The sequence below is a fragment of the Streptomyces sp. VTCC 41912 genome, assembly GCF_045799175.1.
Lineage (GTDB): Bacteria > Actinomycetota > Actinomycetes > Streptomycetales > Streptomycetaceae > Streptomyces > Streptomyces albulus_C.
Genome location: NZ_JBJMAB010000020.1, coordinates 1 through 26,461 on the forward strand (window position 1 = coordinate 1; position 26,461 = coordinate 26,461).

The 26,461-nt window shown below is 73.5% G+C and carries 27 protein-coding genes and 1 riboswitch; of the genes, 21 read left to right on the forward strand and 6 right to left on the reverse strand.

What is annotated here, in order from left to right; all coding sequences use genetic code 11:
• On the reverse strand, positions 1–372 hold a 372-nt coding region (locus ACJ6WD_RS24980; RefSeq protein WP_407616532.1), incomplete at its 3' end, for a cbb3-type cytochrome c oxidase subunit I.
• Positions 373–488: 116 nt separating this feature from the next.
• On the opposite strand from ACJ6WD_RS24980, the gene ACJ6WD_RS24985 reads away from it, so the two are divergent.
• From ACJ6WD_RS24985 to ACJ6WD_RS25000, 4 genes are all read left to right on the forward strand, one after another.
• Positions 489–1,028, forward strand: a complete 540-nt coding sequence (locus tag ACJ6WD_RS24985) for an RNA polymerase sigma factor (RefSeq protein WP_016573959.1) — start codon at positions 489–491, stop codon at positions 1,026–1,028.
• Positions 1,021–2,043: a CU044_5270 family protein gene (locus tag ACJ6WD_RS24990; protein WP_407616533.1), complete on the forward strand. Its 1,023-nt coding sequence runs from the start codon at positions 1,021–1,023 to the stop codon at positions 2,041–2,043. The genes ACJ6WD_RS24985 and ACJ6WD_RS24990 overlap by 8 nt, the downstream gene beginning before the upstream one ends.
• A gap of 473 nt (positions 2,044–2,516) precedes the next feature.
• On the forward strand, positions 2,517–3,998 hold the full coding sequence (gene proP / locus ACJ6WD_RS24995; RefSeq protein WP_376447842.1) for a glycine betaine/L-proline transporter ProP: 1,482 nt from the start codon (positions 2,517–2,519) through the stop codon (positions 3,996–3,998).
• Positions 3,999–4,183: 185 nt separating this feature from the next.
• The gene (locus ACJ6WD_RS25000) at positions 4,184–5,329 is read left to right on the forward strand and encodes a DUF2330 domain-containing protein (protein WP_407616534.1); all 1,146 of its coding nucleotides are present in this window, start codon (positions 4,184–4,186) and stop codon (positions 5,327–5,329) included.
• Between the two features lie 26 nt (positions 5,330–5,355).
• On the opposite strand, the gene ACJ6WD_RS25005 is transcribed toward ACJ6WD_RS25000, so the two are convergent.
• Positions 5,356–5,592: a hypothetical protein gene (locus ACJ6WD_RS25005; RefSeq protein ID WP_233660852.1), complete on the reverse strand. Its 237-nt coding sequence runs from the start codon at positions 5,590–5,592 to the stop codon at positions 5,356–5,358.
• 234 nt (positions 5,593–5,826) lie between these two features.
• Between ACJ6WD_RS25005 and ACJ6WD_RS25010 the strand changes: the two genes are divergently transcribed.
• Positions 5,827–6,153: an FKBP-type peptidyl-prolyl cis-trans isomerase gene (locus ACJ6WD_RS25010; RefSeq protein WP_016573954.1), complete on the forward strand. Its 327-nt coding sequence runs from the start codon at positions 5,827–5,829 to the stop codon at positions 6,151–6,153.
• A 253-nt stretch (positions 6,154–6,406) separates the two neighbouring features.
• Here ACJ6WD_RS25010 and ACJ6WD_RS25015 read toward each other — a convergent pair whose 3' ends face one another.
• The gene (locus ACJ6WD_RS25015) at positions 6,407–6,724 is read right to left on the reverse strand and encodes a hypothetical protein (protein WP_038519061.1); all 318 of its coding nucleotides are present in this window, start codon (positions 6,722–6,724) and stop codon (positions 6,407–6,409) included.
• Positions 6,725–7,571: 847 nt separating this feature from the next.
• Between ACJ6WD_RS25015 and ACJ6WD_RS25020 the strand changes: the two genes are divergently transcribed.
• The 5 genes from ACJ6WD_RS25020 to ACJ6WD_RS25040 all read left to right on the forward strand — a co-directional run bounded on the left by ACJ6WD_RS25020 (position 7,572) and on the right by ACJ6WD_RS25040 (position 10,062).
• Positions 7,572–8,408 carry a helix-turn-helix transcriptional regulator gene (locus ACJ6WD_RS25020; RefSeq protein WP_038519064.1) on the forward strand — a complete coding sequence of 279 codons (837 nt, stop codon included), beginning with the start codon at positions 7,572–7,574 and terminating at the stop codon, positions 8,406–8,408.
• Positions 8,405–8,593, forward strand: coding sequence for a DUF397 domain-containing protein (locus ACJ6WD_RS25025; protein WP_038519067.1), 189 nt, complete (start codon positions 8,405–8,407; stop codon positions 8,591–8,593). The genes ACJ6WD_RS25020 and ACJ6WD_RS25025 overlap by 4 nt, the downstream gene beginning before the upstream one ends.
• A gap of 109 nt (positions 8,594–8,702) precedes the next feature.
• Positions 8,703–8,900: a DUF397 domain-containing protein gene (locus ACJ6WD_RS25030; RefSeq protein WP_233660853.1), complete on the forward strand. Its 198-nt coding sequence runs from the start codon at positions 8,703–8,705 to the stop codon at positions 8,898–8,900.
• Positions 8,901–9,081: 181 nt separating this feature from the next.
• Entirely contained in the window at positions 9,082–9,402 is a 321-nt protein-coding gene (locus tag ACJ6WD_RS25035; RefSeq protein ID WP_233660854.1) for an antibiotic biosynthesis monooxygenase, read from the forward strand.
• A 114-nt stretch (positions 9,403–9,516) separates the two neighbouring features.
• Positions 9,517–10,062, forward strand: coding sequence for a GNAT family N-acetyltransferase (locus ACJ6WD_RS25040; RefSeq protein ID WP_376447208.1), 546 nt, complete (start codon positions 9,517–9,519; stop codon positions 10,060–10,062).
• Positions 10,063–10,087: 25 nt separating this feature from the next.
• Here ACJ6WD_RS25040 and ACJ6WD_RS25045 read toward each other — a convergent pair whose 3' ends face one another.
• Entirely contained in the window at positions 10,088–12,169 is a 2,082-nt protein-coding gene (locus ACJ6WD_RS25045; RefSeq protein WP_233660856.1) for an MFS transporter, read from the reverse strand.
• A gap of 383 nt (positions 12,170–12,552) precedes the next feature.
• On the opposite strand from ACJ6WD_RS25045, the gene ACJ6WD_RS25050 reads away from it, so the two are divergent.
• Positions 12,553–13,509, forward strand: a complete 957-nt coding sequence (locus ACJ6WD_RS25050; protein ID WP_407616535.1) for a peptidoglycan-binding protein — start codon at positions 12,553–12,555, stop codon at positions 13,507–13,509.
• A gap of 285 nt (positions 13,510–13,794) precedes the next feature.
• Entirely contained in the window at positions 13,795–14,457 is a 663-nt protein-coding gene (locus ACJ6WD_RS25055) for an HAD-IA family hydrolase (protein ID WP_044375110.1), read from the forward strand.
• Positions 14,458–14,549: 92 nt separating this feature from the next.
• Here ACJ6WD_RS25055 and ACJ6WD_RS25060 read toward each other — a convergent pair whose 3' ends face one another.
• Entirely contained in the window at positions 14,550–15,296 is a 747-nt protein-coding gene (locus ACJ6WD_RS25060) for an ABC transporter permease (protein ID WP_233660858.1), read from the reverse strand.
• Between the two features lie 152 nt (positions 15,297–15,448).
• Here ACJ6WD_RS25060 and ACJ6WD_RS25065 point away from each other — a divergent pair, with 152 nt between their 5' ends.
• The 4 genes from ACJ6WD_RS25065 (at position 15,449) to ACJ6WD_RS25080 (ending at position 19,678) form a co-directional block, all read left to right on the forward strand.
• Positions 15,449–16,093 (forward strand): HNH endonuclease family protein, encoded by a 645-nt coding sequence (locus ACJ6WD_RS25065; RefSeq protein WP_233660859.1) that lies wholly within the window; start codon positions 15,449–15,451, stop codon positions 16,091–16,093.
• Between the two features lie 284 nt (positions 16,094–16,377).
• Complete coding sequence (locus ACJ6WD_RS25070; protein ID WP_331248428.1) at positions 16,378–18,297, forward strand: FAD/NAD(P)-binding protein; 1,920 nt, start codon at positions 16,378–16,380, stop codon at positions 18,295–18,297.
• Between the two features lie 123 nt (positions 18,298–18,420).
• The gene (locus tag ACJ6WD_RS25075; RefSeq protein ID WP_407616536.1) at positions 18,421–18,885 is read left to right on the forward strand and encodes a DoxX family protein; all 465 of its coding nucleotides are present in this window, start codon (positions 18,421–18,423) and stop codon (positions 18,883–18,885) included.
• A gap of 154 nt (positions 18,886–19,039) precedes the next feature.
• Positions 19,040–19,678, forward strand: a complete 639-nt coding sequence (locus ACJ6WD_RS25080) for a DedA family protein (protein ID WP_037633540.1) — start codon at positions 19,040–19,042, stop codon at positions 19,676–19,678.
• Positions 19,679–19,704: 26 nt separating this feature from the next.
• Here the strand turns inward: ACJ6WD_RS25080 and ACJ6WD_RS25085 are convergent, their stop codons facing one another.
• Entirely contained in the window at positions 19,705–20,625 is a 921-nt protein-coding gene (locus ACJ6WD_RS25085) for a universal stress protein (RefSeq protein ID WP_376558574.1), read from the reverse strand.
• Positions 20,626–20,879: 254 nt separating this feature from the next.
• Here ACJ6WD_RS25085 and ACJ6WD_RS25090 point away from each other — a divergent pair, with 254 nt between their 5' ends.
• The 5 genes from ACJ6WD_RS25090 to ACJ6WD_RS25110 all read left to right on the forward strand — a co-directional run bounded on the left by ACJ6WD_RS25090 (position 20,880) and on the right by ACJ6WD_RS25110 (position 26,337).
• Positions 20,880–22,064, forward strand: a complete 1,185-nt coding sequence (locus ACJ6WD_RS25090) for a methyltransferase (protein WP_407616537.1) — start codon at positions 20,880–20,882, stop codon at positions 22,062–22,064.
• Between the two features lie 317 nt (positions 22,065–22,381).
• The gene (locus ACJ6WD_RS25095) at positions 22,382–23,038 is read left to right on the forward strand and encodes a nucleoside/nucleotide kinase family protein (RefSeq protein ID WP_020929849.1); all 657 of its coding nucleotides are present in this window, start codon (positions 22,382–22,384) and stop codon (positions 23,036–23,038) included.
• Between the two features lie 151 nt (positions 23,039–23,189).
• Positions 23,190–23,978 carry a MarR family winged helix-turn-helix transcriptional regulator gene (locus ACJ6WD_RS25100; protein WP_407616538.1) on the forward strand — a complete coding sequence of 263 codons (789 nt, stop codon included), beginning with the start codon at positions 23,190–23,192 and terminating at the stop codon, positions 23,976–23,978.
• Positions 23,975–24,823 (forward strand): alpha/beta fold hydrolase, encoded by an 849-nt coding sequence (locus ACJ6WD_RS25105; protein WP_233660866.1) that lies wholly within the window; start codon positions 23,975–23,977, stop codon positions 24,821–24,823. The genes ACJ6WD_RS25100 and ACJ6WD_RS25105 overlap by 4 nt, the downstream gene beginning before the upstream one ends.
• Positions 24,824–24,892: 69 nt before the next feature.
• Positions 24,893–25,107: riboswitch (cobalamin riboswitch) on the forward strand.
• A 30-nt stretch (positions 25,108–25,137) separates the two neighbouring features.
• Entirely contained in the window at positions 25,138–26,337 is a 1,200-nt protein-coding gene (locus ACJ6WD_RS25110) for a HoxN/HupN/NixA family nickel/cobalt transporter (RefSeq protein ID WP_374206877.1), read from the forward strand.
• Positions 26,338–26,461 lie beyond the last annotated feature (124 nt).

A 26,461-nucleotide genomic window follows, 5' to 3' on the forward strand; every position in this document is an offset into this window, starting at 1 on the left:
CATGTTCAGCCGCGGGAACGCCACGTCCGGCGCGCCGATCTGCAGCGGCATGATCCAGTTCGCGAACCCGGCGAACAGCGGCGTCGCGAACATCAGCAGCATGATCGTGCCGTGCATCGTGAACGCCTGGTTGAACTGTTCGTTCGACATCAACTGGTGCCCTGGCCGGGCGAGTTCGGCGCGCATCAGCAGCGCCAGCAGGCCGCCCACGCAGAAGAAGGCGAAGGCGGTCACCAGGTAGAGCGTGCCGATGGTCTTGTGGTCGGTGGTCGTCAGCCACTTCACCGGGTTCCGCGGCGCGGCGGACCGCGCCGCGCCGTGCGGTCGCGCCGCGGACCCGGCCGCCGGTGACGACAGTGCGGGGAGCTTCATGCCCCGTTGGTGTCCGGCTCGCCGTGGGGCGTCACTCCGGGCGGGCCGCCACCGGGGTGTGAAGGGTCACCCCGGTGGGGTGTGAAGATCCAGACGTTGCCGGACACAGGGGTTCCATGAGCACGGACGACGCCTTCGCCGAGGCCTATCGCGCGCACTACTGGGCGGTCAGCCGCTTCGTGGCGCGCCGGCTGGACGCCCCGGCACACGAGGTCGAGGAGGTGGTGGCGGACGTCTTCTCCATAGCGTGGCGGCGCCGGGCCGAGCTCCCCGACCCGCCGCTGCCCTGGCTGTACGGAGTGGCCCGCAACTGCCTGGCCAATACGGTCCGCGGGATCGGGCGCTACCGGCGACTGCTGCACCGGATCGGCAACCACGAGGCGGCGCACGGCCGGCAGACCGTGCAGAGCCCCGACGCCGAGCGGCCCGGCTCCTGGGTGCACGAGGCACTGGACCGGCTCCCCGCCGGCGACCGGGAGGTGCTGCGGCTGACCGCCTGGGAGGAACTGACCGTCGAGGAACTGGCGGTGGCCCTCGGCTGCGGCCGGAGCGCGGCGGCCATGCGGCTGCACCGGGCCCGGCGCCGCCTGCGCACGGAGATCGACCGCACCCGGACCACCGTGTCCGCACGAGCAGGAGGCGACGGCAATGCGTGACGAACTGGAGCTGCTGCGCGCGGCCAACCCGGTGCCGGCCGACGAAGGCCGCTGGCGGGACCGCCCGTTGGACGCCACCGCCGAACGCGGTCTGAACCGCCTGCTGCACCAGAGCCGCACCCGACGGGCCCGCCGCCGCCTGGTGCTGCGCGCCGAGGCGGCGGTGCTGGCGCTGGTCGCGGTGCTCGCCTTCACCCTCACCGACGCGGGCAGCAGCCCGGCCGTCGCGGCGCCCGCCGCCCTGGTGCCGCACGCCGCCGCTGCCGAGCCCTCGCTGGCCGGGCTCGCCCGCATCGCCCGGGCGCGGGCCCGGACGGCCGGCCCGGCCGACGGTCCGCGGCGCGGCAGCCACCTGCAGAGCTGGACCCTGTCCATGGGGACCGGCCCGGACACCGCGTCCCCGGTGACCGTCCCCGAGGAGCGCATCACCCGGTGGAACGCCGACGGCAGCGGCTCCGAACTGGTCGTCGCCACCGACCCGCAGCACCCGGGCCGCCCGATCATCCACGATGCCGACGGCCGCTGGCGGACCGTCAGCGACGGCAAGGTGCTGCACCGCGCGACGTATCCGCCAGGGTCGGGCGCACCGCACGGTGGCCTCGCCGCCCGGACGAGGCCACCCACCGACCCCGCGGCGCTGCGCGCGCTGCTGACCTCCCTCTACGGGGCGGCGAACGACGACGGGGCGGCGACCGTCCCGCAACTGCTGATGGCGCTCTCGTCGTTCCGCCAGGAGTGGACGCCGGGCCCGCGGGAGACCGCGGCGATCGTGGAACTGCTGGCGGACACCGGGGGGCTGCGGCCGGCCGGTGCGGTCACCGACCGACTGGGCCGGCGCGGGCAGGCGTTCGTCCACGACGGGCCCGACGGCGCGATGGACGCCACCCGCCAGATGGTGATCCTCGATCCGCGCACCGGCCAACTGCTGGGCACGGAGATCACCTTCACCAAGGACCTGCCCGACTTCCGGATCACCGCGGGCGAGGTGATGTCGTACGAGGCGTGGATGCCGTGAGGCGGGCGCTTCGCGGGGAGGGGCGGCGGCCCGAGTGGCGGGACGCCCGCCCCTGGCCGATCCTGGAGGAACGCGACGATCCTTCGGCGCGGTGGTGCGCGACGCACCGCCGCGCCGTTTCCGTGGGCTCCGCGGGGCCGCCCCCGAGAGCGAATCGTCGCGCTCCGCATCCTCACGTGCCGTTTCCGTATGCGAACGCGCACCCTCCCCCACCCCCGCTCGCGCGTGACGCGGACCACAATCCACCTGCGGTTGCAGCCAATCCCCGCGAGATGGATCACAAACGACACCCCGGCGAGAAAGTTCGCGGATGCACGTTTGCCCAGCGAGGAGAGGGTAGACGAGCGACTGTGCAGCCATCCGCACACTGTCCGTGATGACCTGGTCTGCCCCTATGGTCGTCCTTTGCCCCTCCACGCCATGGCGGGAGCATGCCCTTGTAGTCGTCCCAGAGAGCGCAGGCGAGCGAACACGTGCCGACGCAGTCCCCCCTCGCACCCGGGTCCCGTAAGGGCGTCGGCAAAGACTCCGACGCCGCCCCCGAGCCGCGGCAGACGGCCTCCCAGCAGCAGACACCGGGCGAGGTGACCGTCGTCGACCCCGCGATGGTGAAGCGCGCGGTGTCGGCGGCCGCCCTCGGCAATGCGATGGAGTGGTTCGACTTCGGCGTCTACAGCTACATCGCGGTCACCCTCGGCCACGTCTTCTTCCCGTCCGGGAACCCGACCGCGCAGCTGCTGTCGACCTTCGGCACCTTCGCCGCGGCCTTCCTGGTGCGCCCGCTCGGCGGGATGTTCTTCGGCCCGCTCGGCGACCGCATCGGCCGCCAGAAGGTCCTCGCCATCACCATGATCATGATGGCCGCCGGCACCTTCGCCATCGGCCTGATCCCGTCCTACGCCATGATCGGCGTCGGCGCACCGATCCTGCTGCTCCTCGCCCGCCTGGTCCAGGGCTTCTCCACCGGCGGTGAGTACGGCGGCGCCTCCACCTTCATCGCCGAGTACGCGCCCGACAAGAAGCGCGGGTTCCTCGGCAGCTGGCTGGAGTTCGGCACCCTCGCCGGCTACGTCGGCGGCGCCGGCCTGGTCACCCTGATGACCGCGCTGCTGTCCACCGAGGACCTGCACTCGTGGGGTTGGCGGATCCCGTTCCTGATCGCGGGACCGATGGGCATCATCGGCCTCTACCTGCGGATGCGGCTCGAGGAGACCCCGGCCTTCGCCCGGTTGGAGAAGGAGGCGCGCGCCAAGGAGAAGGCGCGCCGCGAGGTCGAGAAGCGGATCGGGCTGCGCGAGATGATCTTCGGCCAGTGGCGCGCCATGCTGCTCTGCGTCGGCCTGGTCCTGGTCTTCAACGTCACCGACTACATGCTGCTGTCGTACCTGCCGAGCTACCTCACCTCGGAGCTGAAGTACGACGAGACGCACGGCCTGATGGTCATCCTCGTCGTCATGGTCGCGATGATGTGCGTCCAGCCGTTCGTGGGCAAGCTCTCCGACCGCTTCGGCCGCCGCCCGATCATCGCCACCGGCTGCGTGGGCTTCCTGGTGCTGTCGGTGCCGGCGCTGCTGCTGATCCGTCAGGGTTCGCTGGCCGCCGTCGCGGTGGGCACCGGCATCCTGGGCCTGCTGCTGGTGTGCTTCACCGCCGCGATGCCCTCCGCGCTGCCCGCGCTCTTCCCGACCAAGGTGCGCTACGGCTCGCTGTCCATCGGCTTCAACATCTCGGTGTCGCTCTTCGGCGGCACCACCCCGCTGGTGGTCACCGCCCTGATCGGCGCGACCGGCAACACGATGGTGCCGGCCTACTACATGATGGCGGCCGCCGTGATCGGTGGCATCGCGGTCCTGCTGATGTCGGAGACCGCCCGCAAGCCGCTGCCCGGCTCCCCGCCTGCGGTGGAGACCGAGGCCGAGGCCCGCGAGCTGACCGCGGCGGCCGCGGCCCGCTGAGCTCGCCCGCACCGTACGACGGCCGGTCGCCGGACCCCACCGAGGGTCCGGCGACCGGCCGTTCGTCATACGGCGCCACCGCGTCCGGGTGACACCGGACGGACAAGGGGAACCAGTGACACCGCTGCGCCCGTCTGTGACCCTGGCGATCGTGCGGATCGCCGGGCGCGGAACGGGAGGCCACCATGGCCGTGGCGACGGGCGGAACGACGGGGGCGGCGGGCACGGCGGCGCGCCGACGGGCGCTGTGCCTGGTCCTGGTGCTGCTGGCCGTGCAGGTGGGGTGGCTCGCCCGGCCCGCGTACGCCTGTGGCTGCGGGGCGGTGGTGCACGGCCCGGACACCACGGTGGCGGTGCACCACGAGACGTCGGTGGTGCAGTGGGACGGCGGCACCGAACGGATCGCCATGAGCCTCACCGTCGACGGCACCGCCCCGGACGCCGCCTGGATCATGCCGGTCCCGCACCGCGCCACCGTACGGCTGGGCGACCCCGAACTCCCCGACGAACTCGGCGAGATCACCGCCCCGGCCGTCGAACTCCGGCACCACTTCTGGCCGCGCGGCGGCGACTGGCCTTTCGAGGCGGACTTCGGCGGCTCGGTCTCCGCCGCCCCGCCGCCCGCGGACCCGTCGGTCGGCGTCGTCGGCCGCGAACGGCTGGGCCCGTTCGACGTCGCCCGCCTGACCGCCGCCGACCCCGGCGCGCTGCGCGGTTGGCTCACCGCCCACGGCTTCCGCCTGCCCCCCGCGCTGGCCGAGGCGCTCCGCCCGTACGTGGCGCAGCGCTGGGAGTACGTGGCGGTCCGGCTCGCCCCCGCCGACCAAGGCACCCCCCTCACCGGCACCCTGGACCCGCTCGTGCTGTCCTTCGCCTCCGACCGCCTCGTCTACCCGATGCGGCTGTCCCGCCTCGCCACCACCCCGCAAGCGCTGAGCCTGTACCTCCTGGCCCCGCACCGGATGGCCCCGCGCAGCGCCATCGGCGGCGCACCGGCCCGCGTCGTCTACGCGGGCCGGATCCGACCGCAGGACGTCGTCCGCGACTTCGCCGGCCCCGCCCCCGTCTTCCTGACCGCCCTCGACCAGGACTTCCCGCAGCCGCACCGCATCAGCGGCGACCACGAGTTCCGCCGCACCGCCGCGGACACCCCGTACCGGCGGGTGCGCCAGGTCGACACCCTGCTGACCGTCGGCGGCATCCCCCTCTGGATCCCCACCGCGGGCGCGGCCCTGCTCCTGCTGATGGCGGCCACCGCCGCGCTGACCGCCGGCCGCCGTCGCCGCGGTCCGGCGGTCCCCACGGTGCGGCCCCCGATGCCGCCGGGCTGACCGACCCGCCGTGGGCGGCGGCGCGGCTACAGGGCCCGGTCGAGGACCTCCGCGATCACCGTGTACGACACGATGTGCGCCCGGGTCGGGTCCCCGAGGGGCGGGAACGGCGTCTGCCGCCCGTCCTCGTCGTGCCAGACGCGCCCCGCCACCAGTTCCGCCGCCATCTGCCGCGCGTAGTCCCGCGCCGCCTCCAGCCGTGCCCTCGGGGCGTCCTCCGCCCCGTCAGCGCCTTCCGTGTTCCCCGCGCGTGCCTCGGCCACGTTCCGCTCCTCCCTGTCGCGTCCCTGTCACGTCCGTGTGCGGGCCCCGGACCTCCTTCGAGGGGCGGGCGGTACCTGTCCGGCCGGGCCGCCCGGTAACCGTCACAAATCAGCCGACCCGTCCGACGCCCCCGCTGGCGGACCGTCGACCGGCCCGCGCCCGTGCGGATCCGCGAGCACGCTTCGATAGGGTCTTCTGACCGCTGTTACTGACCACCGTTGAAAGGATCTGACATGGGTGTGACCAGGGAAGTCATCAAGGCCGGGGACGGCAAGAATTTCCCGAAGGCCGGTGACTCGATCACCATGCACTACACCGGAACGCTGGAGAACGGGCAGAAGTTCGACTCCAGCCGCGACCGGAACGAGCCGTTCGTCTGCGACATCGGCGTCGGCCAGCTGATCCAGGGCTGGGACGAGGGCGTTCCGCAGATGTCGCTGGGGGAGCGCGCGAAGCTCGTCATCACCGCGGACTACGGCTACGGCCCGCGCGGCGTCCCCGGCGTCATCCCGCCGAACGCCACCCTCGTCTTCGACGTGGAGCTGCTCGCGATCAATTGATCGACCGGCGGCCGGTGGGGGCGGGCCGTGGGCCGGGGAGCGGTGACCCCCTGGTCGACGGCCCCACCGGCCGGCTCCGCGCCGAGAACCACACGGGAAGCCGCGCCAGACGCGCCTGGGTCTTGCGCACCCCGTTGGGCCGTGCTTTGGTAACCCGCCCCGGGAAACCGAACGTGCCTGGAATCGCGGGGCGGAAACCCCGGCCACCTGAGGCGGGGGGCTGACTCACGCCTCATGACTCATGGCTCACCCCTCAGCTACCATCTTCCGCTTCGGCGTGCTCGGCGGCCGCCTTTTCGCGGAATGCCTGGAGTTCGTCCATGAGGGCATCGACGTTCCGCGTCACCTCCTTGGCTTCGTCGATGGTCAGGAAGCCGACGTCGAGCCGGTATGTGAAGTCCCGACCGTTCACCTGCACGACGCCGATGTTGGGGAAGTCGACGGCGAGACGAAGAAAGGCGTTGACGAAGTCGGCACCGACTTCCATCGCCGCTCTGTGATCGGCCATTTCGAAGTAATCGGTACCCACCTGGCTCACGAGGGCGCGGGATACCGGCGGCGTGTTCATCATGGTGACCTTCCTGTACGAGTTCATACCGGGGGGGATCTTGTACGCGAGAGCTACCGGGGTCGCTCCCTCGTGGGGGCCTTCACATTTCGGGTTCGCCAGACAGAAATAGGCGTTCCCGCCGCAGGGCCGGCACCCTGATCCGAGCAGCACCGTCACGGTCACGCCGGAAAGGGAGGGGTTCACCCGAAGGATCCGGCCCGTCACTTTTCCCCGACCGCCACACCCGCGGCATTGCAGATGAGGGCCGGGGCGGGTCATCGAACGAGGAGGAGGGACACGGCGGGCACCGCCGCGACTCCCATCACCAGCGCGAACACGCTCCCACCGATCCGTCCGCCGGGTGCACGGCGCGTTCCGTGGCGAGTCATCGTCCGCACCTCCGGCGGGCGTTGTCGTCGCGCACACGGGGCCGGAGGTCACGCAGGACGCGGGAGTCCCGGTGGCCGTCGGGCCGCTGGCGCCGCGACTCGTCACCGTCAACCGTGCGCGTCGCCTCGGGGCAGGTCGCACCGCCGCAGCGACAAGGGGGGTAGTTCAGCACGGACTGGATCAGCACCTCGCCGGGCTCGGAGAAGACGTCAGGCATGGTTCACCGGCCGTCGCGACCGTGCCTCAACACCCCTCAAAGTAGGGCGGGTTGGAACGGTGCACGCCCCGCGCGGAACGTCAAGCGGCAGGCGCGCCCACTTGCTGAACCAGACGGCTGCCGGCGGGGGTTGAGCGGTGTAGGCACTTACAGGCATGACCACTCCTCTCCGTAGCGATTCCACTACTGGGAGGTTCAGCGTGGAGCAAGCCTGGGCATCCTTCAACTTGCTGGAAGAGAACGAAGGACGGTGAACAGGTCTTGAATAAGAGGACGTTGAACCCGGATGCGTCCCTTCAAGCGGCCTACGGAGCGCGTTTACGCAGCATGCGGGAAGCGCGAGGGTGGACCCAAGAGGAGCTAGCCGACCGCACGGAATATTCCGCAGTGCATATTTCGGCAGTCGAAACTGGACGGAAGCCTCCGACTCTTCGCTTTTCGCGTAGTACAGACAGGGCGTTTGGCCTTGTAGGCACAGCCGATACGTTCGAGCGCCAGTTCCGCGAAATCACGAACGGCAACCTGCTGGAGGGCTTCCCGGAGTACGTCAAGTACGAGGGCCGGGCAGCAGAGATCCGACTGTACGAAATCGGGATCGTCCCCGGACTGCTTCAGACGCCGGAGTATGCACGGGTACTGGCAGACAGCGCCCTGCGGCGGGGAACCATCACAGCCGAACAGGCGGAAGAACGAGTCGCGTTCCTGGCGGAGCGGCAGGCAGCTCTGGAGCGGCCCCGCCTCCCCACGATGCTGGTGGTGATGGATGAGAGCTGCGTCCGCAGACAGGTCGGCGGCCCCGAGGTCATGCGCGCTCAACTTGACCAACTGGTGCAGTTCGCCGAGCTGCCGAACATCGTGCTTCAGATCGCCCCGTACGCCATAGGGGAGCGTCGCACCTTTGACCTTCCAATGAACTTGCTGACGATGTCGGACCTGTCTGTCGTCGCGTACGCGGAATCCCAGTTGCGGGGGCACCTTGAGCGCGATACGGCTGCCGTGCTGCCCCTGCTGACGGCCTACCATCAGTTGCAGGCCGAAGCCCTGCCCCAGGCGGCATCGGTGGCCATGATCAATGAGGCACGAAAGGGCACCCTGTGACGACCGACTCCCCCCGCTGGTTCAAGTCCTCCTACAGCAACAACGGCGGTAACTGCGTCGAGATCGCCGCCAACGTCCCCGGCATCGTCCCCGTCCGCGACAGCAAGGACCCGCACGGCCCGCAGCTCTCGCTCACTCCGCAGGCGTTCGCCGACCTGATCGCCTTCGCCAAGACGCACGGCTGAGCCACCACCAGGCCACCCCGCTGCTCCCGCCACTCCGGAGTAGCGGGGTCGCGCTGCGGAACGAGGCACCCCTCCACAACGCTGTACCCACGCTTCGAAAGGGCACCCCGTGACGACCGACCCTCCTCGCTGGTTCAAGTCCTCCTACAGCAACAACGGCGGTTCCTGCATCGAGTGGGCCCCGGAGCACGCCTGGCGAACTGGTGACTTCCTGGTCCGTGACAGCAAGGACCCGCACGGCCCGCACCTGACTCTGACCGCCGACGCCTTCGCCGACCTGATCGCCTTCGCCAAGACGCACGGCTGAGCCACCACCAGGCCACCCCGCTGCTCCCGCCACTCCGGAGTAGCGGGGTCGCTGCTCTCGCGCGCGGGCCGGAACGACCCGCCGCGGCCTTCACACCGCTTTGACCGGCCCGTGTAGGAGACTGCACGCAACTGGTCAAGGTTGTGCGGCCAGTCAGCGTCCGTCTGGTGAGAGGTGCCTTGTGCCCAGCGTGGTAAAGATCAACGTCCTGACCGTCCCGGCCGAGCAGCGGGAGACGCTGGAGCAGCGCTTCGCCTCCCGTGCGCACGCGGTGGAGAGCTCGGACGGCTTCGAGTGGTTCGAACTCCTGCGCCCCGTCGAGGGCACCGACAACTACCTGGTGTACACCCGGTGGCGGGACGAGGAGTCGTTCCAGGCGTGGATGGAGGGGCCGATGAAGGCCGCTCACCAGGGCGGCGGCGACCGGCCGAAGCCGGCCGCCAGCGGGTCCTCGGTCTGGTCGTTCGAGGTCGTCCAGCAGGCCGCGCCGAAGGCCGAGTAGGCCCGCGCCGAACGGCCCGGCGGGGACGGCCCGCGGCGGCGCACCGCCCGTGCGGCGGGCGGTCGCCCCCCGGGCCGGCAAAACCGGTTGCGCCGGGCGTCGCCGCGGCGTGACATGACCGTCATGAGCGATGCCGCCGCCCCGTCCTGGACCGTCAGCACCGAACCGCCCGCATCGCCGGTGGCGGTGGCCCTGTTGCGCGCGTACTACGCCGATGTCGCCGACCGGTACTACGTGTTGCACGAGGGGCGCCGCTCCACGCCGCAGGAGATCGACGAGGGCGTGGCCGCGTACCCGAGCGACGCGCTGCTGCCGCCGCACGGGGTGTTGCTGGTGGCGCGGGACGGAGGCGATGAGCCCGTGGGGTGCGCCGGGGTGCGGCTGTGGGACGCCCGGACCGCGGAGTTGAAGCAGGTGTTCGTCCGGCCCGCCCGGCGGGGGCGGGGCGTGGCCGGGCGGCTGCTGGAGGCCGCGGAGGCCGCCGCGGTCCGGCTGGGCGCGGAGCGGATCCGGCTGGACACCCGGCTTGACCTGACGGAGGCCGTCGCCCTCTACCGGCGCCGCGGCTACGTCGAGATCGCCCCGTACCACGACGACCGCTACGCGGAGATCTTCTTCGAGAAGCGGCTGGTGGGGGCGGGTACGCACGCCGCGGGGTGACCTCCAACCACCCCGCCGCGGCCGGTCACTTGGTGAGGTCCGGCGGGCGCGGCGGGGCGGCGGCCGGGGTGCGGGGCAGCGGTGGGCGGGCGTCGCCGTCGTGCGGTTCCTCGTCGTCCGAGCCGCACAGCTCCGACGTCAACTCCCGGACGAGGTCGGTGAGGTCGGTGGGTCGGTCGGTGGTCCACCAGTCGCCGAGCAGCTCCGCCAGCGACGCCTGACGGGCCTCGGAGAGCCGTCCGGCGGCGGCCCGGCCGTCGTCGGTGAGCAGCAGCGTCAGCCCCTCGCGCCGGGCCAGGCCGCGTTCCTCGATCTGCCGGACGCCCTCGGTGATCACGCCCAGCGGCACCCGGCTGCGCTCCGCCAGCAGCGCCGGTTCCACCGAGCCGCAACGGAGGATGCGCAGCACCAGCCAACTGGCCGCCGGTTTCAGGTCGAGGCCGGCGCGGGCGGTGATCTTCTCGTAGATGTCCTTGCGGCCCGCCGCGCTGCCCAGTTTGGACAGTGCCCGGGCGACCTCCTCTCGGGAGGACCGCTCGACGGGGTTGGAACACAGGACCTCGCTGGTGTCGGGGGCCATGACGCTGCCGCGCAGCGGCTCCTCCTTGAGGAACCAGGCCAGGGCGAAGGCGACCAGGACGACGGGGACGGCGTAGAGGAAGACGTCGGTGATGGAGGAGGAGTAGGCGCCGAGGACGCCGGCGGCCTGCCCGGGCGGCAGTTTGGTGATCGTCCGCGGGTCCTGGGCGATCGCCGTCGGGGAGACGCCGGGCGGCAGGGGCTGCCCGGCGAGGACGTCGGCGATCCGCGGGCCGAGCCGGTTGGCGAAGAGCGTGCCGAAGATCGAGACCCCGAACGAGGCGCCGATGGAGCGGAAGAAGGTGGCACCCGACGTGGCCACCCCGAGGTCCTCGTAGGGCACGGCGTTCTGCACGATGAGGACCAGGACCTGCATGACCAGGCCCAGCCCGAAGCCGAAGACGAAGAAGTAGGTGCTCATCAGCGCGACGCCGCTGGTCGGGTCGAGTTGGTGCAGGAGCAGCAGGCCGAGCGCGACCACCGCGGTGCCCGCGATGGGGAAGACCTTGTAGTGGCCGGTGCGGGAGACGATCTGCCCGGAGGCGGTCGAGGACAGCAGCATGCCGAACACCATCGGCAGCATGTGCACGCCGGACATCGTCGGCGAGACCCGCTGCACGACCTGGAGGAACGTCGGCAGGTACGTCATCGAGCCGAACATCGCGAAGCCGATCACGAAGCCGATGACCGCGCAGAGGGTGAAGGTGCGCGAGGTGAACAGGCGCAGCGGGATGACCGGTTCCGCGGCCCGGCGTTCGACGACGACGAACGCGGCGAGCAGCACCACGCCGAGCCCGGCGAGCAGGGCGGTCTGCCAGGATCCCCACGGGTAGCTGACGCCGCCGAGCGAGGTCATCAGGACGAGGCAGGCGGCGACCGCGGCGATCAGGGCGGTGCCCAGGTAGTCGATCCGGTGCGGGGTCCGGCGTGCCGGGATGTGCAGCACGGCGGCGATGACGGCGAGCGCGACGATGCCGATGGGGACGTTGATGTAGAAGACCCAGCGCCAGCTGAGGTGGTCCACGAACAGCCCGCCGAGCAGCGGTCCCAGGACGCTGGTGCCGCCGAACACGGCGCCGAACAGCCCCTGGTACTTGCCGCGTTCGCGGGGCGGCACGATGTCCCCGACGATCGCCATGGACAGCACGATCAGACCGCCGCCGCCCAGGCCCTGCAGGGCTCGGAAGCCGATCAGCTCCCCCATGTTCCGGGCGAGGCCGCAGAGCACCGAGCCGATCAGGAAGATCACGATGGCGGCCTGGAACAGCTTCTTGCGGCCGTACTGGTCGCCGAGCTTGCCCCACAGCGGCGTCGCGGCCGTGGACGCCAGCAGGTAGGCGGTGACCACCCAGGAGAGGTGGTCCAGTCCGCCGAGGTCGCTGACGATGGTGGGCAGCGCGGTGGCGACGATGGTCTGGTCGAGTGCCGCGATGAGCAGCCCGAGCAGCAGCGCGCCGATCGCGACCAGGACCGTGCGTCGCGAGCGGTCCTCGCCGGGAACGGCAGGAGCAGCGGTGTCCTGCGCCATGAGCGTCGTCTCCCTCGTCTCCGGCCCAACTGCCGGCGCCGGCGCACCCGCCCACGGGCGGGACGGGGCGCGCGGCGGGCCGGGCCGTCGTCTGGCGTCCTTCGCTTTCTGCACTTCCTTCGTTTTCCTTCACTCCATCGTGGGCGTTTCCGCGCGAAACGGCCCGCTGAGCGCCCGCCGGCCGGCCGCCGCCCCCGGGGCGGCGCGACGGACCGCGGGCGGGCAGACGGGGCCCGGAGCGGGGGACGGGACGGGCCGGACCGGGCGATGCCGGGCGGACGGCGCCGGAAGAGGTCGCGCGGATGTCGTGGAGCGCCTGCGGGCGGGGGTGGGCGCTCTGCATAATCGGCTGCCGGTTCGCGCCTCCAGAGAGGGGACCCTTCGTGACGGCAGCAGCCACCTGCCCGCACTGCTTCGCCCCGGTACGCGGCGACAGGCGGCCGACCTGCCTGTGTGCGGCGGCCGAGGCGGAGGACTTCGACCCGCTGCGCTTACGGCCGTACGTCTCGTTGCCGGACCAGGACGGCGCCGGGCCGGACGGGGCGGCGGGCGGCGCCCCGCCCGGCGACGCCGGAGCCGGTTCCGGCCTCGGTGACTGGGGGCGGCCGGACGCCTTGGAGGACTTACCCGGCGTGGACGCCGCGGTCCACCGGGCGTCCCGCCCCGCCGGCCCCGCGTCCCAGACGTTCCGGGCGTCCGGACCGGGCCCCGCCGATCCGCCGGTCGCCCCCCTCGCCCCGGAGCGCGCCGCCGGGCCGCCCGCCCCCACGGGGCGGCGCCGCGGCCGGCCGGCCCTTCTGGCCGTCACCGGTGCCGCGGTGGCCGCCGCGGCGATCGCGCTCGGCACCGGGGTGCTCCACGGCGGCGACCGCGACCGGGCGGCGCCCCCGGACGGCGGCGCGATCGCCCCCACCGCGGCCCTCCCGACCACCGCCGGGCCCACCCGTTCCGCGCCGGCCCCCGAGCGTCCCGCGCCCGCCACCTCGCGTTCCCGGCACCCCGGGGCGACCGTTGCCCCGCCCCGCCCGCCGACCCCGCCGCCGTCCCCGGTGCGGGCGTCCGGCAGCGTCGCGGTGCCGACGGGCGACGTCGCCCCCAGCGCGCCGCCGAGCGGACCGATCGTGCTCCGCGAGGGCTCCAGCGGCCCGGAGGTGGTCGAGCTCCAGGGGCGGCTGCGGCAGGTGGCGCTCTATACGGGGGCGGCGGACGGCCAGTACGGCGCGGCGGTGCGGGACGCGGTGGCGCGGTACCAGCGGACCTACGGGGTGCACGGGGATCCGGACGGCGTCTACGGGTCCGCGACCCGTGCGTCCTTGGAGGCGCGCACCCCGCAGCCGTGACCGATCGGTGGGCCCGGCGGGCCTGGTGGACGCGCCCGGTTCGGCGTCCGCGTCCGTGCGGCGCGCGCCGTCGGAGGGCTCCTCGAAGGGCGACATGTCCCCCGGGCCGTGACGAATCCCATGCCGTTCGGAGGCGAGAGCGGTTGGCGGTGGCCCACTCCTCTTTGTATCGTGAGAAAACAAAGTGGTTCCGCCCGCACTCCCTGACCGGCGGGCGGGACCGCTTGTGTCCTTCCGCCCCCTGACAGCGCAGCTGCCAGCCCCACCGCGCCCAGGAGCCCGCCGATGCCGGCCACCACCACGCTCATAACCCGCGCCCTGCTGCTGGACATGGACTCGACCATCGTGAACTCCGAGGCCGTCGTGGAGCGCTGTTGGCGGCGCTGGGCGGTCGAACAGGGACTGCCGGCCGAGGACGTGCTCCAGGTCGTCCACGGGCGCCAGGGCTGGGCCACCATGGCGGCGCTGCTGCCGGACCGCCCGATGGAGCAGAACCTGGCCGACAACCGGCGGATGCTGGAGCAGGAGACCGCCGACGTCGAGGGCGTGGTGCCGGTGCCCGGCGCCCCCGCCTTCATGGCCGCCCTCGCCCGGCTGCCGCACGCCCTGGTGACCTCCGCCGACATCGCGCTGGCCGAGGCCCGCATGGGCGCGGCCGCACTGCCCATGCCGCAGGTGCGGATCACCGCGGAGTCGGTGAGCGCCAGCAAGCCGGACCCGGAGGGCTTCCTCAAGGGCGCCGCCGAGCTGGGCTTCGCACCCGAGGACTGCCTGGTCTTCGAGGACTCCGAGGCGGGCATCGAGGCCGGCCGGGCCGCCGGCATGCGGGTCGTCGGGGTCGGCGAGCGGGCCGCCCGGTTCGCCCCCACCGCGCACGTCCGCGACCTCACCCAGATCCGCGTCGAGGCGCTGGTGGACGGCGGGATCGCGGTCCGCATCAGCGCCTGAGGCCCGCACCGGCGCCCCTGTCCGGCCCGGACGGCCGCAAGCCGCCGGGCCGTCGGCGTGCCCGGGGTCGGGGCCGGGAAGCGCCGGCGGCGTCAGCGCCCCGTCGGCACGCGGTGGATCCGTCCGCGGGCGATCAGCTCCAGCACCACCGCGCACGCGACCGCCTGCACGGCCAGGAGCGCGACCAGGACGAAGAGTTGGACCGCGCCGGCCTGCACGGGCGAGGCGCCGCCCAGCAGCATGCCGACGAACGCCCCGGGGAGGGTGACCAGCCCGACCGTCCGGGTCTGGTCGAGGCCCGGCAGCAGGGCGTCCGACGCGGCGGGCCGGGCCACCTCCATCCGCGCCTCCCGGTCCAGTAGCCCGAGGGCCAGTCCGGCCTCGAACTCCCCGCGCCGCAGCTCCAGTTGGTCCAGCGCACGACGCCCGGCGAGGACGGTCGCGGTCAGCGCGCCGCCGATCAGGATGCCCGCGACCGGGATCACGGCGAGCCCGCGCGGCGGCAGCAGGCCGGTGAGCAGCAGCACCCCGACGACGGGAAGGACGCCCGCGGCGATCGGCGCCGCGGCCCACCACCAGGTGCGGTTGGCGGTGATCCGCCGGCCCGCCGTGCGGACCGCCACCGCGCACATCAGGAGCAGGAAGCACAGCAACGCGGGCAGGACGTGCACGACCCAGCCGATGAGGAAGGAGACGGCGGCGAGTTGCACCGCCGCGCGCACGCCGGCGAGGGCGATGGCCCGGGCGTGGCCGAGTCGGGCCAGCGCGGCGACGGCCACCGCGGCGAGCAGGAGGACGCCGAGGACGACGCCGAGGACGGGATTGACCGGCAGCAGCACCCGACCACTGTAGGCGGGGGGGGACGCCCGAACCCTTGAAGTGACGTGCACATGTCGCCACGCTGTCACCCGGAGCCCATGCGCCGGCAACCCCACGCGCCCACCATGGGCCCGAGCGCACGTCAACTTCCCCCCATCCCAAGGGAGTTCCGATGCCACTGGGCTACGCGCGTCGCGTGTCCTTCATCGCGGCCACGACCGCCGCCCTGACCTGCACCCTCATCCTGAGCGGACCGCCCGCCCAGGCCGCCCCGCCCGCTCCGCCGAGTGCCGCCACCGCGCGGACCTACCTCGGGCAGCTCAAGGAGCAGGCCGAGGGCCCCCAGGACGGCTACAGCCGCGACAAGTTCCCGCACTGGATCGACCAGGGCAACAGCTGCAACACCCGCGAGGTGGTGCTCAAGCGCGACGGCAGGAACGTCCAGCAGGACGGCAGCTGCGCCGCGGTGAGCGGCACCTGGGTCTCCGCCTACGACGGGGCGACCTGGACCCAGGCGTCCGATCTGGACATCGACCACGTCGTCCCGCTGTCGGAGGCGTGGAAGTCCGGCGCCGCCCAGTGGACCACCGCGCGCCGCCAGGAGTTCGCCAACGACCTGGCGCACTCCCAACTGATCGCCGTCACCGACGACGTCAACCAGGCCAAGGGCGACAAGGACCCGGCCGAGTGGCTGCCGCCTAAGGCGTCGTACCACTGCGAGTACGCCCGGATGTGGGTGTGGGTCAAGCACACCTACGGGCTGACCGCGGACCAGGCGGAGAAGGCCGCGCTGAAGAAGATCCTGGACGGCTGCTGAGCCGTCGGGCGGGGCACCGGGCACGGCGCCTCGGACGGTTGCGGAGGGTTTTGGGCGGGTTCCCGGCCCGATGCGTCCGTTGCCGGTGAAGCGCCGATGCGGTGCGGTTCGCCGCCACCGGCGCCCCGCCCGCCTGGGATTCCGGCCGAATCTTTTGCGCACCCGGGTGCCGTGGCGGCGCCTCGGACGGTGATGATGGGGCGCACATTTGCCGTCGTCCGCCCTTCGACGGCCGGAGCGCTGTCCCGCGCGCCGGTCGTCCGCCGCCCCAGGGAGAGCCGCTCGTGGCCGCCGCCCACCCCGCCGACCGTCCCCCCGCCCGCCTCGCCGTCGTCGGGGCGGGTCCGCGCGGGACGAGTGTCCTGGAGCGGATCTGCGCCTCGGCCGCCGAGCTGGCGCCGGGCACCCGGCTGACCGTCCACGTCATCGACCCGGCCCCGCCCGGCGCCGGCCAGGTGTGGCGTTCCGACCAGCCCGCCGACCTGTTGATGAACACCGTGGCCTCACAGGTCACCCTCTTCACCGACGCCAGCGTGGAGTGCGCGGGGCCGATCCGCACCGGGCCGAGCCTGCACGACTGGGACGGGTGCGACGTCGGACCGGACGACTATCCGGGGCGCGCGCTGTACGGCCGCTACCTGGAGTGGGTCTTCCGGCACACGGTGCGCACCGCCCCCGACGGGGTGCGGGTCGTGGCGCACCGGGCCCGCGCGGTGCGCCTGGCCGAGGCCGCCGACGGCACCCAGGCGCTCACCCTCGACGACGGTCGGACGCTGTCCGGACTGGGCGCCGTGGTGCTGGCCCAGGGCCACCTGCCGACCCGCCCGGACGCCGGCCAGCGGGGCCTGGCCGACCACGCCGCCACCCACGGCCTGCACTACCTGCCGCCCGCCAACCCCGCCGACCTCACCGCCGAGTTGGCGGCGCTGCCCGCGGGCCGCCCGGTGCTGCTGCGCGGCCTCGGGCTGAACTTCTTCGACCACCTGGCGCTGCTGACCGCCGGCCGCGGCGGCCGGTTCACCACCGGTCCCGACGGCGCCCTGGCCTACCGGCCGTCGGGGCGCGAGCCCCGGTTGTACGCCGGCTCGCGGCGCGGCGTGCCGTACCACGCGCGCGGTGACAACGCGAAGGGCGCGCACGGCCGGCACCTGCCGCTGCTGCTCACCGCGGACGTGATCGCGGCGTTCCGCAAGCGGGCGGACGCCGGCGACCCACCGGACTTCCTGACGGAGGTCTGGCCGCTGGTGGCCAAGGAGGTGGAGGCGGTCTACTACGAGGCGCTGCTGGCGCGCCGCGCCACCGGCCGCGGCGGCCTGCCCGACGCCGAACGGGACCGCTTCCGGGAACGCTTCCTGGGCAGCGCGCACCGCGACCCCGGCGAGGCCGCGGTGCTCGACGCCTTCGGCCTGGCGCCCGCCGACCGCTGGGACTGGGACCGGACCACCCGGCCGTGCCCGACGGGGCCGTTCGCCGACCGGGCCGCGTTCCGCGCCTGGCTGCTGGAGCGCCTGCGGGCCGACGTCGCGCACGCCCGGCAGGGCAACGTGGCCGGCCCGGTGAAGGCGGCCCTGGACGTGCTGCGGGACCTGCGCAACGAGCTGCGGCTGATCGTCGACCACGGCGGCCTGGCGGGCGCCTCCCGCCGCGACCACCTGGACCGCTGGTACACCCCGCTGAACGCCTTCCTGTCGATCGGGCCGCCGCGCCGCCGGATAGCGGAGATGACGGCCCTCGTCGAGGCGGGGGTGCTGGAGGTCGTCGGCCCCGGCATGGAGGTCCGGGCGACCGGCGCGGACGGGACCGCGCCCGGTTTCACGGCCCACTCCCCGGCCGTCCCGGGCTCGCGCGTCACCGCCGGGGCCCTGATAGAGGCCCGGCTGCCGGAGCCGGACCTGCGGCGGACCGGGGATGTGCTGCTGGCCGGGCTGCTGGCGGACGGCGGCTGCCGGCCGCACGCCGCGGACGGCTACGAGACCGGCGGCCTGGACGTGTCGCCGAGCCCGTACCACCTCATCGGGGCGGACGGCCGGCCGCATCCGCGGCGGTTCGCGGTCGGGGTACCGACGGAGGGCGTGCACTGGGTGACGGCGGCGGGGGCGCGCCCGGGGGTGGGTTCGGTCACGCTGGCCGACACCGACGCGGTGGCGCGGGCGGCACTGCGTGCCGCAAAGACCGCCTCAAATCTCATTGGTTCGGACCAATAGCTCCCGCTTTCACGCGGAATGTTGAACTTGCAAGCATTAGTTAGGTGCGCCTAATCTACAGGACCCCGTGGGCGCGACGTCCCCCGCGCCCGCACACGTCCCCGAAGTCCTAGGAGTCACCTCATGTCCGCTCCCCTGAACTCCTTCACCCAGAAATCGACGCCGCACGCCCTGGCGCTCTTCCGCATCGTCGTCGGGCTGCTCTTCACCTGCCACGGCGCGGCGTCGCTCTTCGGCGTCCTAGGCGGCGCGATGGGCACCGGACACGCCGCGCCGACCGGCACCTGGCCCGGCTGGTACGCCGCGGTCATCCAGCTGGCCGGCGGCCTCCTGGTGCTGCTGGGCCTGGGCACCCGGGCGGCGGCGTTCGTCAGCTCCGGCTCGATGGCGTACGCCTACTTCACGATGCACCAGCCGCACGCGCTGTGGCCGCTCCAGAACGGCGGCGAGGCGGCCGCGATGTTCTGCTGGGCCTTCCTGCTGATCGTCTTCACCGGCCCCGGCTCCTGGGCGCTGGACCGGCTCTTCTCCAACGGCTCGGCGCAGGAGCCGGCGCCGGTCGCCGAGCGCGCCGCGAGCACCGTCTGACGTCCGCACCGACGACCGGGCCCGGGCCGGGGCGGGACCGCTTTCCCGCCCCGGCCCGGGCGCACTTTTCGGCCAGGCGTACGCTGTATGGCTGTAGTGCCGCCCCTGCCGCGCCGAGCGACGTCGCGGCGGGGTCCGGACCGGGAGCAAGACGTTGGTGGAGAGCCTGGGGTCGCTGAGCGGCACCCCCTGGGTGTACGTGATCGTCGGCCTCTCGGTCGTCCTCGACGTCTTCGTCCCGATCCTGCCGAGCGGGGTCCTGGTGGTCACCGCGGCCACCACGGCCGCCGGCTACGGCCCCGCCGCCGATGTCGCCGCCTCCGTCCCGCACGGCAACCACCTGGCCGAAATGGCCTCCCTGGTGCTCTGCGCGGCGTCCGCCTCGGTCCTCGGCGACCTGGTCGCCTACCGGCTGGCCTGGCGCGGCGGCGACCGCTTCGACCGCGCCATCGGGCGCTCCCGCCGCTTGGCCGCCGCCCAGCAGCGCCTGGGCACGGCGCTCACCCGGGGTGGCGGCGGCATCGTCGTACTGGCCCGCTTCGCGCCCGCCGGACGCTCCGTGGTCAGCCTGGGCGCCGGCGTGGCGCACCGGACGATCCGCGAGTTCCTCCCCTGGTCGGCACTGGCCGGCCTGGCCTGGGCCGCGTACAGCGTCAGCCTGGGCTACTTCGGCGGCCACTGGCTCGGCGCGTCCTGGATGAGCACCGCCCTCTCCGTCCTGGCGCTCTTCATAGCGGGCTCGGTCGCCGTGTACCTCATGCGGCGCCCGGAGCGCGAGACCGCCACGCACTGACCGCCGGCCGACACCCCGGGAGCGACCTACCCGCCGCCGCCCTCCGTGTCGGCGTCGTCCGCCGGGGTCTCCGGCACCACCGCGACCGGACAGACCGCGTGCAGCAGCACCGCGTGCGCCACCGACCCCAGCCGCGGGCCGACCGGCAACCGGCGCCGGTGCCGGGCCACCACCACCAGATCGCTCCGCACGGACGCGGCCACCAACTGCCCCGCGGCGTCCTCGGCCCGCAACTGCACCGCCACCTCCACCCCGGGGTGGCGCGCCCGGTGCGGGGCGAGCGCGTCCGCCAGTTGGAGGGCGAGCGCGTCCTCGTACTCCGGCTGCGTGGACTCGTAGACCGCCGCGTACTCGAAGGCGGGCGGCAGCAGCATCGGCCAGGTGTAGCCCGAGACGACCCGGAGGCGGGCGCCCCGGCGCTCGGCCTCGGCGAACGCGAAGCCGATCGCCGCGGGCTCGTCGGAGGCGGCGTCCACCCCCAGGGTCACCTGTCGGTCGGCCGGCGGCACCGCCTCGCCGTCCGGCCCCCGCTCGGTGCCGGCGCGGTCCGGGCGCGGCACCACCACGACCGGGCAGGCGGACCGGGCGGCGCAGGCCAGGCCGTTGGAGCCGAGCAGCAGGCTGGCGAACCCGCCGCGGCCGCGCGAGCCCAGCACGAGCAGCTGCCCCTCGGCGCCGAGCGCGGGCAGCAGGGTGTCGGCCAGTCCACTGAGCGCCCGGAACTCCACCTCCGGCAGCGCGGTCAGGAACGGCCGGTCCGCGAGACCGGCCAGCACCGCGTCGCCGCCCCGTTCACCGGCCGCGGCCCGCTCGGCGGTGGCGTACGGCCACACGTGGACGACGCGCAGCGGCGCCGACCGCGCCCGGGCCGCGTCCGCCGCCCAGCGCAACGCCCGCTCGCTGTCCGGGGATCCGTCCACACCGACGATGACCGGCGAGGTGCCCATACATGCCTCCACCCATGAACCGTTGAGGACCGCGTACGTCTTGTTATGCCTCGGTGCGCGGGGCTAAGCATCGGTACGTACGAGTACACCCGAGTGCGTCCGCTTACGCCGCCGTACGACCCATCCTGCCCCGGCGCCGACGGAGCGCACAGGGACGAAGGTCCCGGCGCCGGCACCGAGTAGAGTCGAACGTCCCCACCCCGCCCCTCCCCGCTCCCGGCGCGGATCCGAACCACTGACACGAGGCACTCGCGGTGAACCACCCCCCGGTCGTCGAATGGACCGAGGACGACCAGGTCCGTACCGCCCGTTGGCGTTCCGAGAACGGCGCCCGGCCACCCCGCCGGATCGTCATCGCGGACGACCGCACCCGGGCCGACGAGGCGTACCGGCTCGCCTGCGAGGGCACCGCGCTGCTGTGGCGCGGCGACTTCCACAACGCCCGCCAGCTCCTGACCGCGCTGGCCCGCCGGGTCGACCGCCGGCCGCGCAAGGCGCCGCCCGCCGACGCCACCCAGGCGTTCCACCTGCACCGCGCCGCCCAGAACCAGCGCGCCCGCGTCCTCGGCATGCTGCTGGTCCCCCTGGACGCGGAGCTGGCCGTGCCGCTGCACCGCGCCCCCGACGTCCGCGAGGCGTGCGCCCGGGCCTTCGGCCCGCCGCAGGAGGTGGCCGGGCCGCCCGCCGACGCCCCCACCGACACCGCCGGCACCGCCGGCACCGCCGTCCTGGTGTCCCTGCGGGAGCTGCTCGGCGTGATCGGCGCCAACGAATGGCGCCGCAAGGGCGTGGAGATCCCGGCCCTCGGCGGCGACCGGATCCACCCCCACTACGGCGTCTTCTCCCCGGCCCGCGGCGAGTACGTCGACCTGGTCGCCGAGGCCCCGCTGCCCGGCCGGGAGCTGGCCTTCGACATCGGCACCGGCACCGGCGTGCTGGCCTCGGTGCTGGCGCGCCGCGGCGTGCGGCGGGTGATCGCCACCGACCAGGACCCGCGCGCCCTGGCCTGCGCCCGGGAGAACACCGCCCGGTTGGGCGTCGCGGACCAGGTGGAGATCGTCGAGGCCGACCTCTTCCCGGCCGGCCGCGCCCCGCTCGTCGTGTGCAACCCCCCGTGGGTCCCCGCCAAGCCGACCTCCCCCGTGGAGCACGCGGTCTACGACCCCGGCAACCGGATGCTGCACGGCTTCCTGGGCGGGCTCGCCGACCACCTGACCCCGGGCGGCGAGGGCTGGCTGATCCTCTCCGACCTCGCCGAACACCTCGGTCTGCGGCCGCACGCCGAACTCCTCGACGCGTTCGCCGAGGGCGGCCTGACCGTCCTGGACCGGCTCGACATCGCCCCCCGCCACCCGCGCGCCCAGGACGCCGCCGACCCGCTCCACGTGGCCCGGGCCGCGGAGGTCACCTCCTTGTGGCGGCTGGGCGCGGCGGACTGACGGGGTAGCGCCCACAGGGGCGCCCACCCCGCGGAACCGGGCCCGACCGCGCCCGAACTCCGCCCCTCCCGGCCGCCGTTGTTGCCCGACGGCCAGCGGGGCCCGGACCCCGGACGGCGGCGCGGACGCGCTCGACGTCGGCCGGCGGACGCCGTCGTGGGCGGGCCGGGGAGGCGGGCAGGGGAGGCAGGCCGGGGGCGAAGAGGGGCACACCGGCGATGCCGCCGGCCGCACACCGGGCGGAATCGGACGCCGGCCGCCCGGCCTCCCCGACCACCGGGCGAGCACCCCCGCCCATCAGGCACGATGGACCCATCATGAACCTCGACGACCTCGTGGCCCGGGCCCGCCGGCTCGCCGCTTCGGCGACGCCCGGCCGGCGCCGGCTGCTCGGCATAGCCGGGCCGCCGGGCGCCGGAAAGTCCACCCTCGCCGTCCGACTCGCGGCGGAGCTGACCGGCCAGGCCGTGCTCGTGCCGATGGACGGCTTCCACCTCGCCGAGGCGGAGTTGCGCCGCCTGGACCGCACGGACCGCAAGGGCGCGCCGGACACCTTCGACCCGGCCGGCTACGCCGCCCTGCTGACCCGGCTGCGCTCCCCGGAACCCGGCACGCCCGTCTACGCGCCGGCCTTCGACCGCCGCATCGAGGAGCCGGTCGCCGGCAGCATCCCGGTCGCGCCGCACATCCCGCTCGTCATCACCGAGGGCAACTACCTCCTGCTGCACTCCGACCCCTGGGCACGGATCCGCGAACTGCTCGACGAGGCGTGGTACATCGAACTGGACGCCCAGGAGCGGGTGCACCGGCTGATCGACCGGCACGAGCGGTTCGGCCGCCTGCGGGTCGACGCCGAGGACTTCGTCCGCACCTCCGACGAGGCCAACGCCCGCCTGGTGGCGGCCACCCGCCCCCGCGCCGACCTCGTCGTCTCCTTCACCGACGACGAGGCGCCGCCCCCGCTGGACGACTGACCCCGCCCGACTCCGCCCCGCCACACGGCACTTCACCGACCGACGCCGGCGCCTCAACACCCCTTCCGAAATGACATCGCGGATGTCATCATGACAGCAAGGGTGTCATCGGGGTGAAGGGGAACGGGACATGAAGGGGGCTGAGGGGACCATGGGGCGAGACGCGAGGCGGGACACCACGGCGGCCGTAGCAGGAGCTGCTGAAGAAGCCGGAGAAGCCGGAGAGACCGAAAAGGCCGAAGCAGCCCAGGAAGTCGGAGAAGAAAGCGGGGATTCCGCAGGGGAAGCCGCACAGGGGGATGTAGGCGGGGGTGCGCACGGGGGTGCGCACGGGGCTGCGGAGACCGCCGAGGAGCTGCTGTACGACGTCATCCGGCGGCTGCGGCCGCTGCAACGGACGATCGTGCGCGCGGCGGAGCGCACGCTGGACGGCACCGGCCTGACCGCCGGCGAACGCACCCTCCTCGACGCGCTGCGCGCCCACGGGCCGCGCACCGTGCCGCAGTTGGCGCGCTCCCTCGACCTGGACCGCCAGCCGGTGCAGCGCTGGGTGAACCACGCGGCGGAGCTGGGCCTGGTCGTGACGACCGCCAACCCCGCGCACCGCCGCTCGTCGCTGATCCGGCTCACCGACGAGGGCACGGCGATGATGCGCGGGGTCCAGGAGGCCGAGGCGGGGAAACTCCGCCGCGGGCTCGCCGACCTGTCCGCCGGGGAGGTCCGCACGGCGCTGCGGGTGCTGGACCGGATCGGTGAGGAATTCCGGCACTTGGCGGACGGCTCGCGCGTTCCCCCGGAGGAAAGCGGCGATCCCGAAGAGCGGGACACCGCCGCCCCGGTCACCGCACAGGTCCCCATACCGTCTCGAACGGGTCACCGACCAGCGGTGCCCACCCGTCCGACCGACCGCCCCACGCGCACAGAACGGCCCGCAGAATGACCCACGACTTCCAGGCATGGTCCGAGATCGACAACGACACCGTGCCGGTCGACGACGGCGAGCTGTTCTACGAGTCGGCCGGCTCCGGCCCCGCGGTGGTGCTCCTGCACGACGGGATGCTCGACCAGCACATGTGGGACGAGCAGTTCGCCTGGTTGGTCAACTCCGGGCTGCGGGTGGTCCGCTACGACTTCCGCGGCCACGGCCTGTCCTCCACGGTGGCCGGCGACTGGGCCAACCACGACGACCTGGTGACCCTGCTGGACGCACTCGACATACCGAGCGCCGTCCTCGTCGGCCTCTCGCACGGCGCCCGGGTGGCACTGGACACCGCGCTCGCCCACCCCGACCGGGTCACGGCCCTCTTCCTCGCCTCCCCCGGCATCAGCGGTCGCGCCTTCACCGACCCCTTCCTGCTGGAGCACATCCGGGAGCAGGTCGCCGCGATCGACGCACCGGACGGCGTCGAGCGGTTCGTGGAGCACTTCCTGCGGATGTGGGTGGACGGGCCGCACCGCACGCCGTCCGTCGTGCACCCCGGCTTCCGGGAGCGGATGCGCGCCTCCGCGTCCGCCAATGTCGAGGTGCATGCCGACGGTGCGGGCGCCGGCATGCCCCTGGAGGTCGGCGCCTTCGACCGCCTGGGCGAGATCCGGGTGCCGACCACCGTCCTCGACGGCGACCTCGACTCCTCCGACATCTCGGCGAACGCCCACGCCATAGCGCTCGCGGTCCCCGGCGCCCGCCGGATACGCGTGCCCGCCGCAGGCCACATGGTCAACTTGGAGAACACCCCGCTCTTCGACCACGAACTGCACACGTTCCTCTCCGCCCTGGCCCTGTGATCCGAGCCGCCGGCACCCGGTGGCGGCCCGCACCGGCCACCGGGCGTGGCCGGTTCTCACCGGTGCCCGCTACAGTGACCGGGCCGTGGTGCTCGGGAAGACCGGTGCTGGACCTCGTGTCCGAAGCCGGCGCGGCCCTCGCCACTGTGATCGGGGAGTTTCCGCCCCTCTGCGTGCGCGCCCAGCGCGCGCACGGCGCCACTGACCGCAGCCTGCGGCCGGGAAGGCGGGGCGGACGCGGGCACCCGTAAGCCAGGAGACCGGCCACGGCATCTCACGAAATCATCCACGAGGTGCTGGAGCGTGATGGCCGGATGGCCCTGTCCACTGATACCCCGGACGATTCCCCTTCGTCCCGCAAGTCCCCCCTCCTCGGCATACCCGGCTCCCCCGGGTCGTTCCGCTGGCAACGTCGCGACACGGTCCGCACCGCGGGTCTGATGGCCGTGATCGCGGCACTGCACGTCGTCGCCTTCGGCGTGCTCTTCCTCCTGGTCGTGCCGGGCCACTACACCGTCGGCAGCCAGGTGTTCGGTGCCGGGCTCGGCATCACCGCCTACACCCTGGGCATGCGGCACGCCTTCGACGCCGACCACATCGCGGCGATCGACAACACCACCCGCAAGCTGATGGCCGACGGCAAGCGGCCCGTCTCGGTGGGCTTCTGGTTCGCCCTCGGCCACTCCAGCGTGGTGGTCGTGATGGCCGCGCTGGTGGCGGGCGGCGCCCAACTCGCCGGCACGCTGATGAGCGACGGCTCCCGCGCGCACCAGACGCTCGGCCTCGTCGGCACGACCGTCTCCGGCACCTTCCTGTACCTCATCGCGGCCCTCAACCTGGTCGCCCTGCTCGGCATCCTGAAGGTGTTCCGGGCGATGCGGGCCGGCACGTACGACGAGCGGGAGCTGGAAGCCCAGTTGGATTCCCGCGGCTTCATGAACCGCATCCTGGGGCGGCTCACCAAGTCCATCAGCCGCCCCGGCCAGATGTACCCGCTGGGCTTCCTCTTCGGGATCGGCTTCGACACCGCGACCGAGGTGACGCTGATGGTGATGGCGGGCAGCGGCGCCGCGGCGGGCCTGCCCTGGTACGCGATCCTCTGCCTGCCGCTGCTGTTCGCCGCCGGGATGAGCCTGTTCGACACCCTCGACGGCACGTTCATGAACTTCGCGTACCAGTGGGCGTTCGCCAACCCGGTGCGCAAGGTCTACTACAACCTCACCATCACCGGGCTGTCGATCGCGGTCGCGTTCCTCATCGGCACCATCGAGCTGGTGACCGTCCTGCACGACAAGCTCGGCCTCGACGACCCGCTGACCGGCGGGATCTCCTCGCTCGACCTGAACAACGTGGGCTTCGTCATCGTCGGCCTGTTCGTCGTGGTGTGGGCGGCGGCGCTGGCGTACTGGCGGCTGGGCGGCGTCGAGAAGCGCTGGGTCGCCCGCGCCGAGGACCCGCCGGCCACCGCGGACGCCCTCCCGGCGCCCCGCACGCAGGGGCCCGACGCCCCCTAGTCCCGGCCCCCGCACCCGCACCCGCACCCGCACCCGCGGAACGCCACGACCGCGTGGCGCGGCCGTCCCCACTGCCCGTGGGGAACGGTCGCGCCACGCGGTCGGTGCGCGTGCGGGCCGCGCC

Coding starts and splice junctions, on each gene's coding strand:
- ACJ6WD_RS24985 (WP_016573959.1), top strand. CDS start 489: ATGAGCACGGACGACGCCTTCGCCGAGGCCTATCGCGCGCACTACTGG.
- ACJ6WD_RS24990 (WP_407616533.1), top strand. CDS start 1,021: ATGCGTGACGAACTGGAGCTGCTGCGCGCGGCCAACCCGGTGCCGGCC.
- ACJ6WD_RS25000 (WP_407616534.1), top strand. CDS start 4,184: ATGGCCGTGGCGACGGGCGGAACGACGGGGGCGGCGGGCACGGCGGCG.
- ACJ6WD_RS25010 (WP_016573954.1), top strand. CDS start 5,827: ATGGGTGTGACCAGGGAAGTCATCAAGGCCGGGGACGGCAAGAATTTC.
- ACJ6WD_RS25015 (WP_038519061.1), bottom strand. CDS start 6,724: ATGATGAACACGCCGCCGGTATCCCGCGCCCTCGTGAGCCAGGTGGGT.
- ACJ6WD_RS25040 (WP_376447208.1), top strand. CDS start 9,517: ATGACCGTCATGAGCGATGCCGCCGCCCCGTCCTGGACCGTCAGCACC.
- ACJ6WD_RS25045 (WP_233660856.1), bottom strand. CDS start 12,169: ATGGCGCAGGACACCGCTGCTCCTGCCGTTCCCGGCGAGGACCGCTCG.
- ACJ6WD_RS25055 (WP_044375110.1), top strand. CDS start 13,795: ATGCCGGCCACCACCACGCTCATAACCCGCGCCCTGCTGCTGGACATG.
- ACJ6WD_RS25065 (WP_233660859.1), top strand. CDS start 15,449: ATGCCACTGGGCTACGCGCGTCGCGTGTCCTTCATCGCGGCCACGACC.
- ACJ6WD_RS25075 (WP_407616536.1), top strand. CDS start 18,421: ATGTCCGCTCCCCTGAACTCCTTCACCCAGAAATCGACGCCGCACGCC.
- ACJ6WD_RS25085 (WP_376558574.1), bottom strand. CDS start 20,625: ATGGGCACCTCGCCGGTCATCGTCGGTGTGGACGGATCCCCGGACAGC.
- ACJ6WD_RS25095 (WP_020929849.1), top strand. CDS start 22,382: ATGAACCTCGACGACCTCGTGGCCCGGGCCCGCCGGCTCGCCGCTTCG.
- ACJ6WD_RS25100 (WP_407616538.1), top strand. CDS start 23,190: ATGGGGCGAGACGCGAGGCGGGACACCACGGCGGCCGTAGCAGGAGCT.
- ACJ6WD_RS25105 (WP_233660866.1), top strand. CDS start 23,975: ATGACCCACGACTTCCAGGCATGGTCCGAGATCGACAACGACACCGTG.
- ACJ6WD_RS25110 (WP_374206877.1), top strand. CDS start 25,138: ATGGCCCTGTCCACTGATACCCCGGACGATTCCCCTTCGTCCCGCAAG.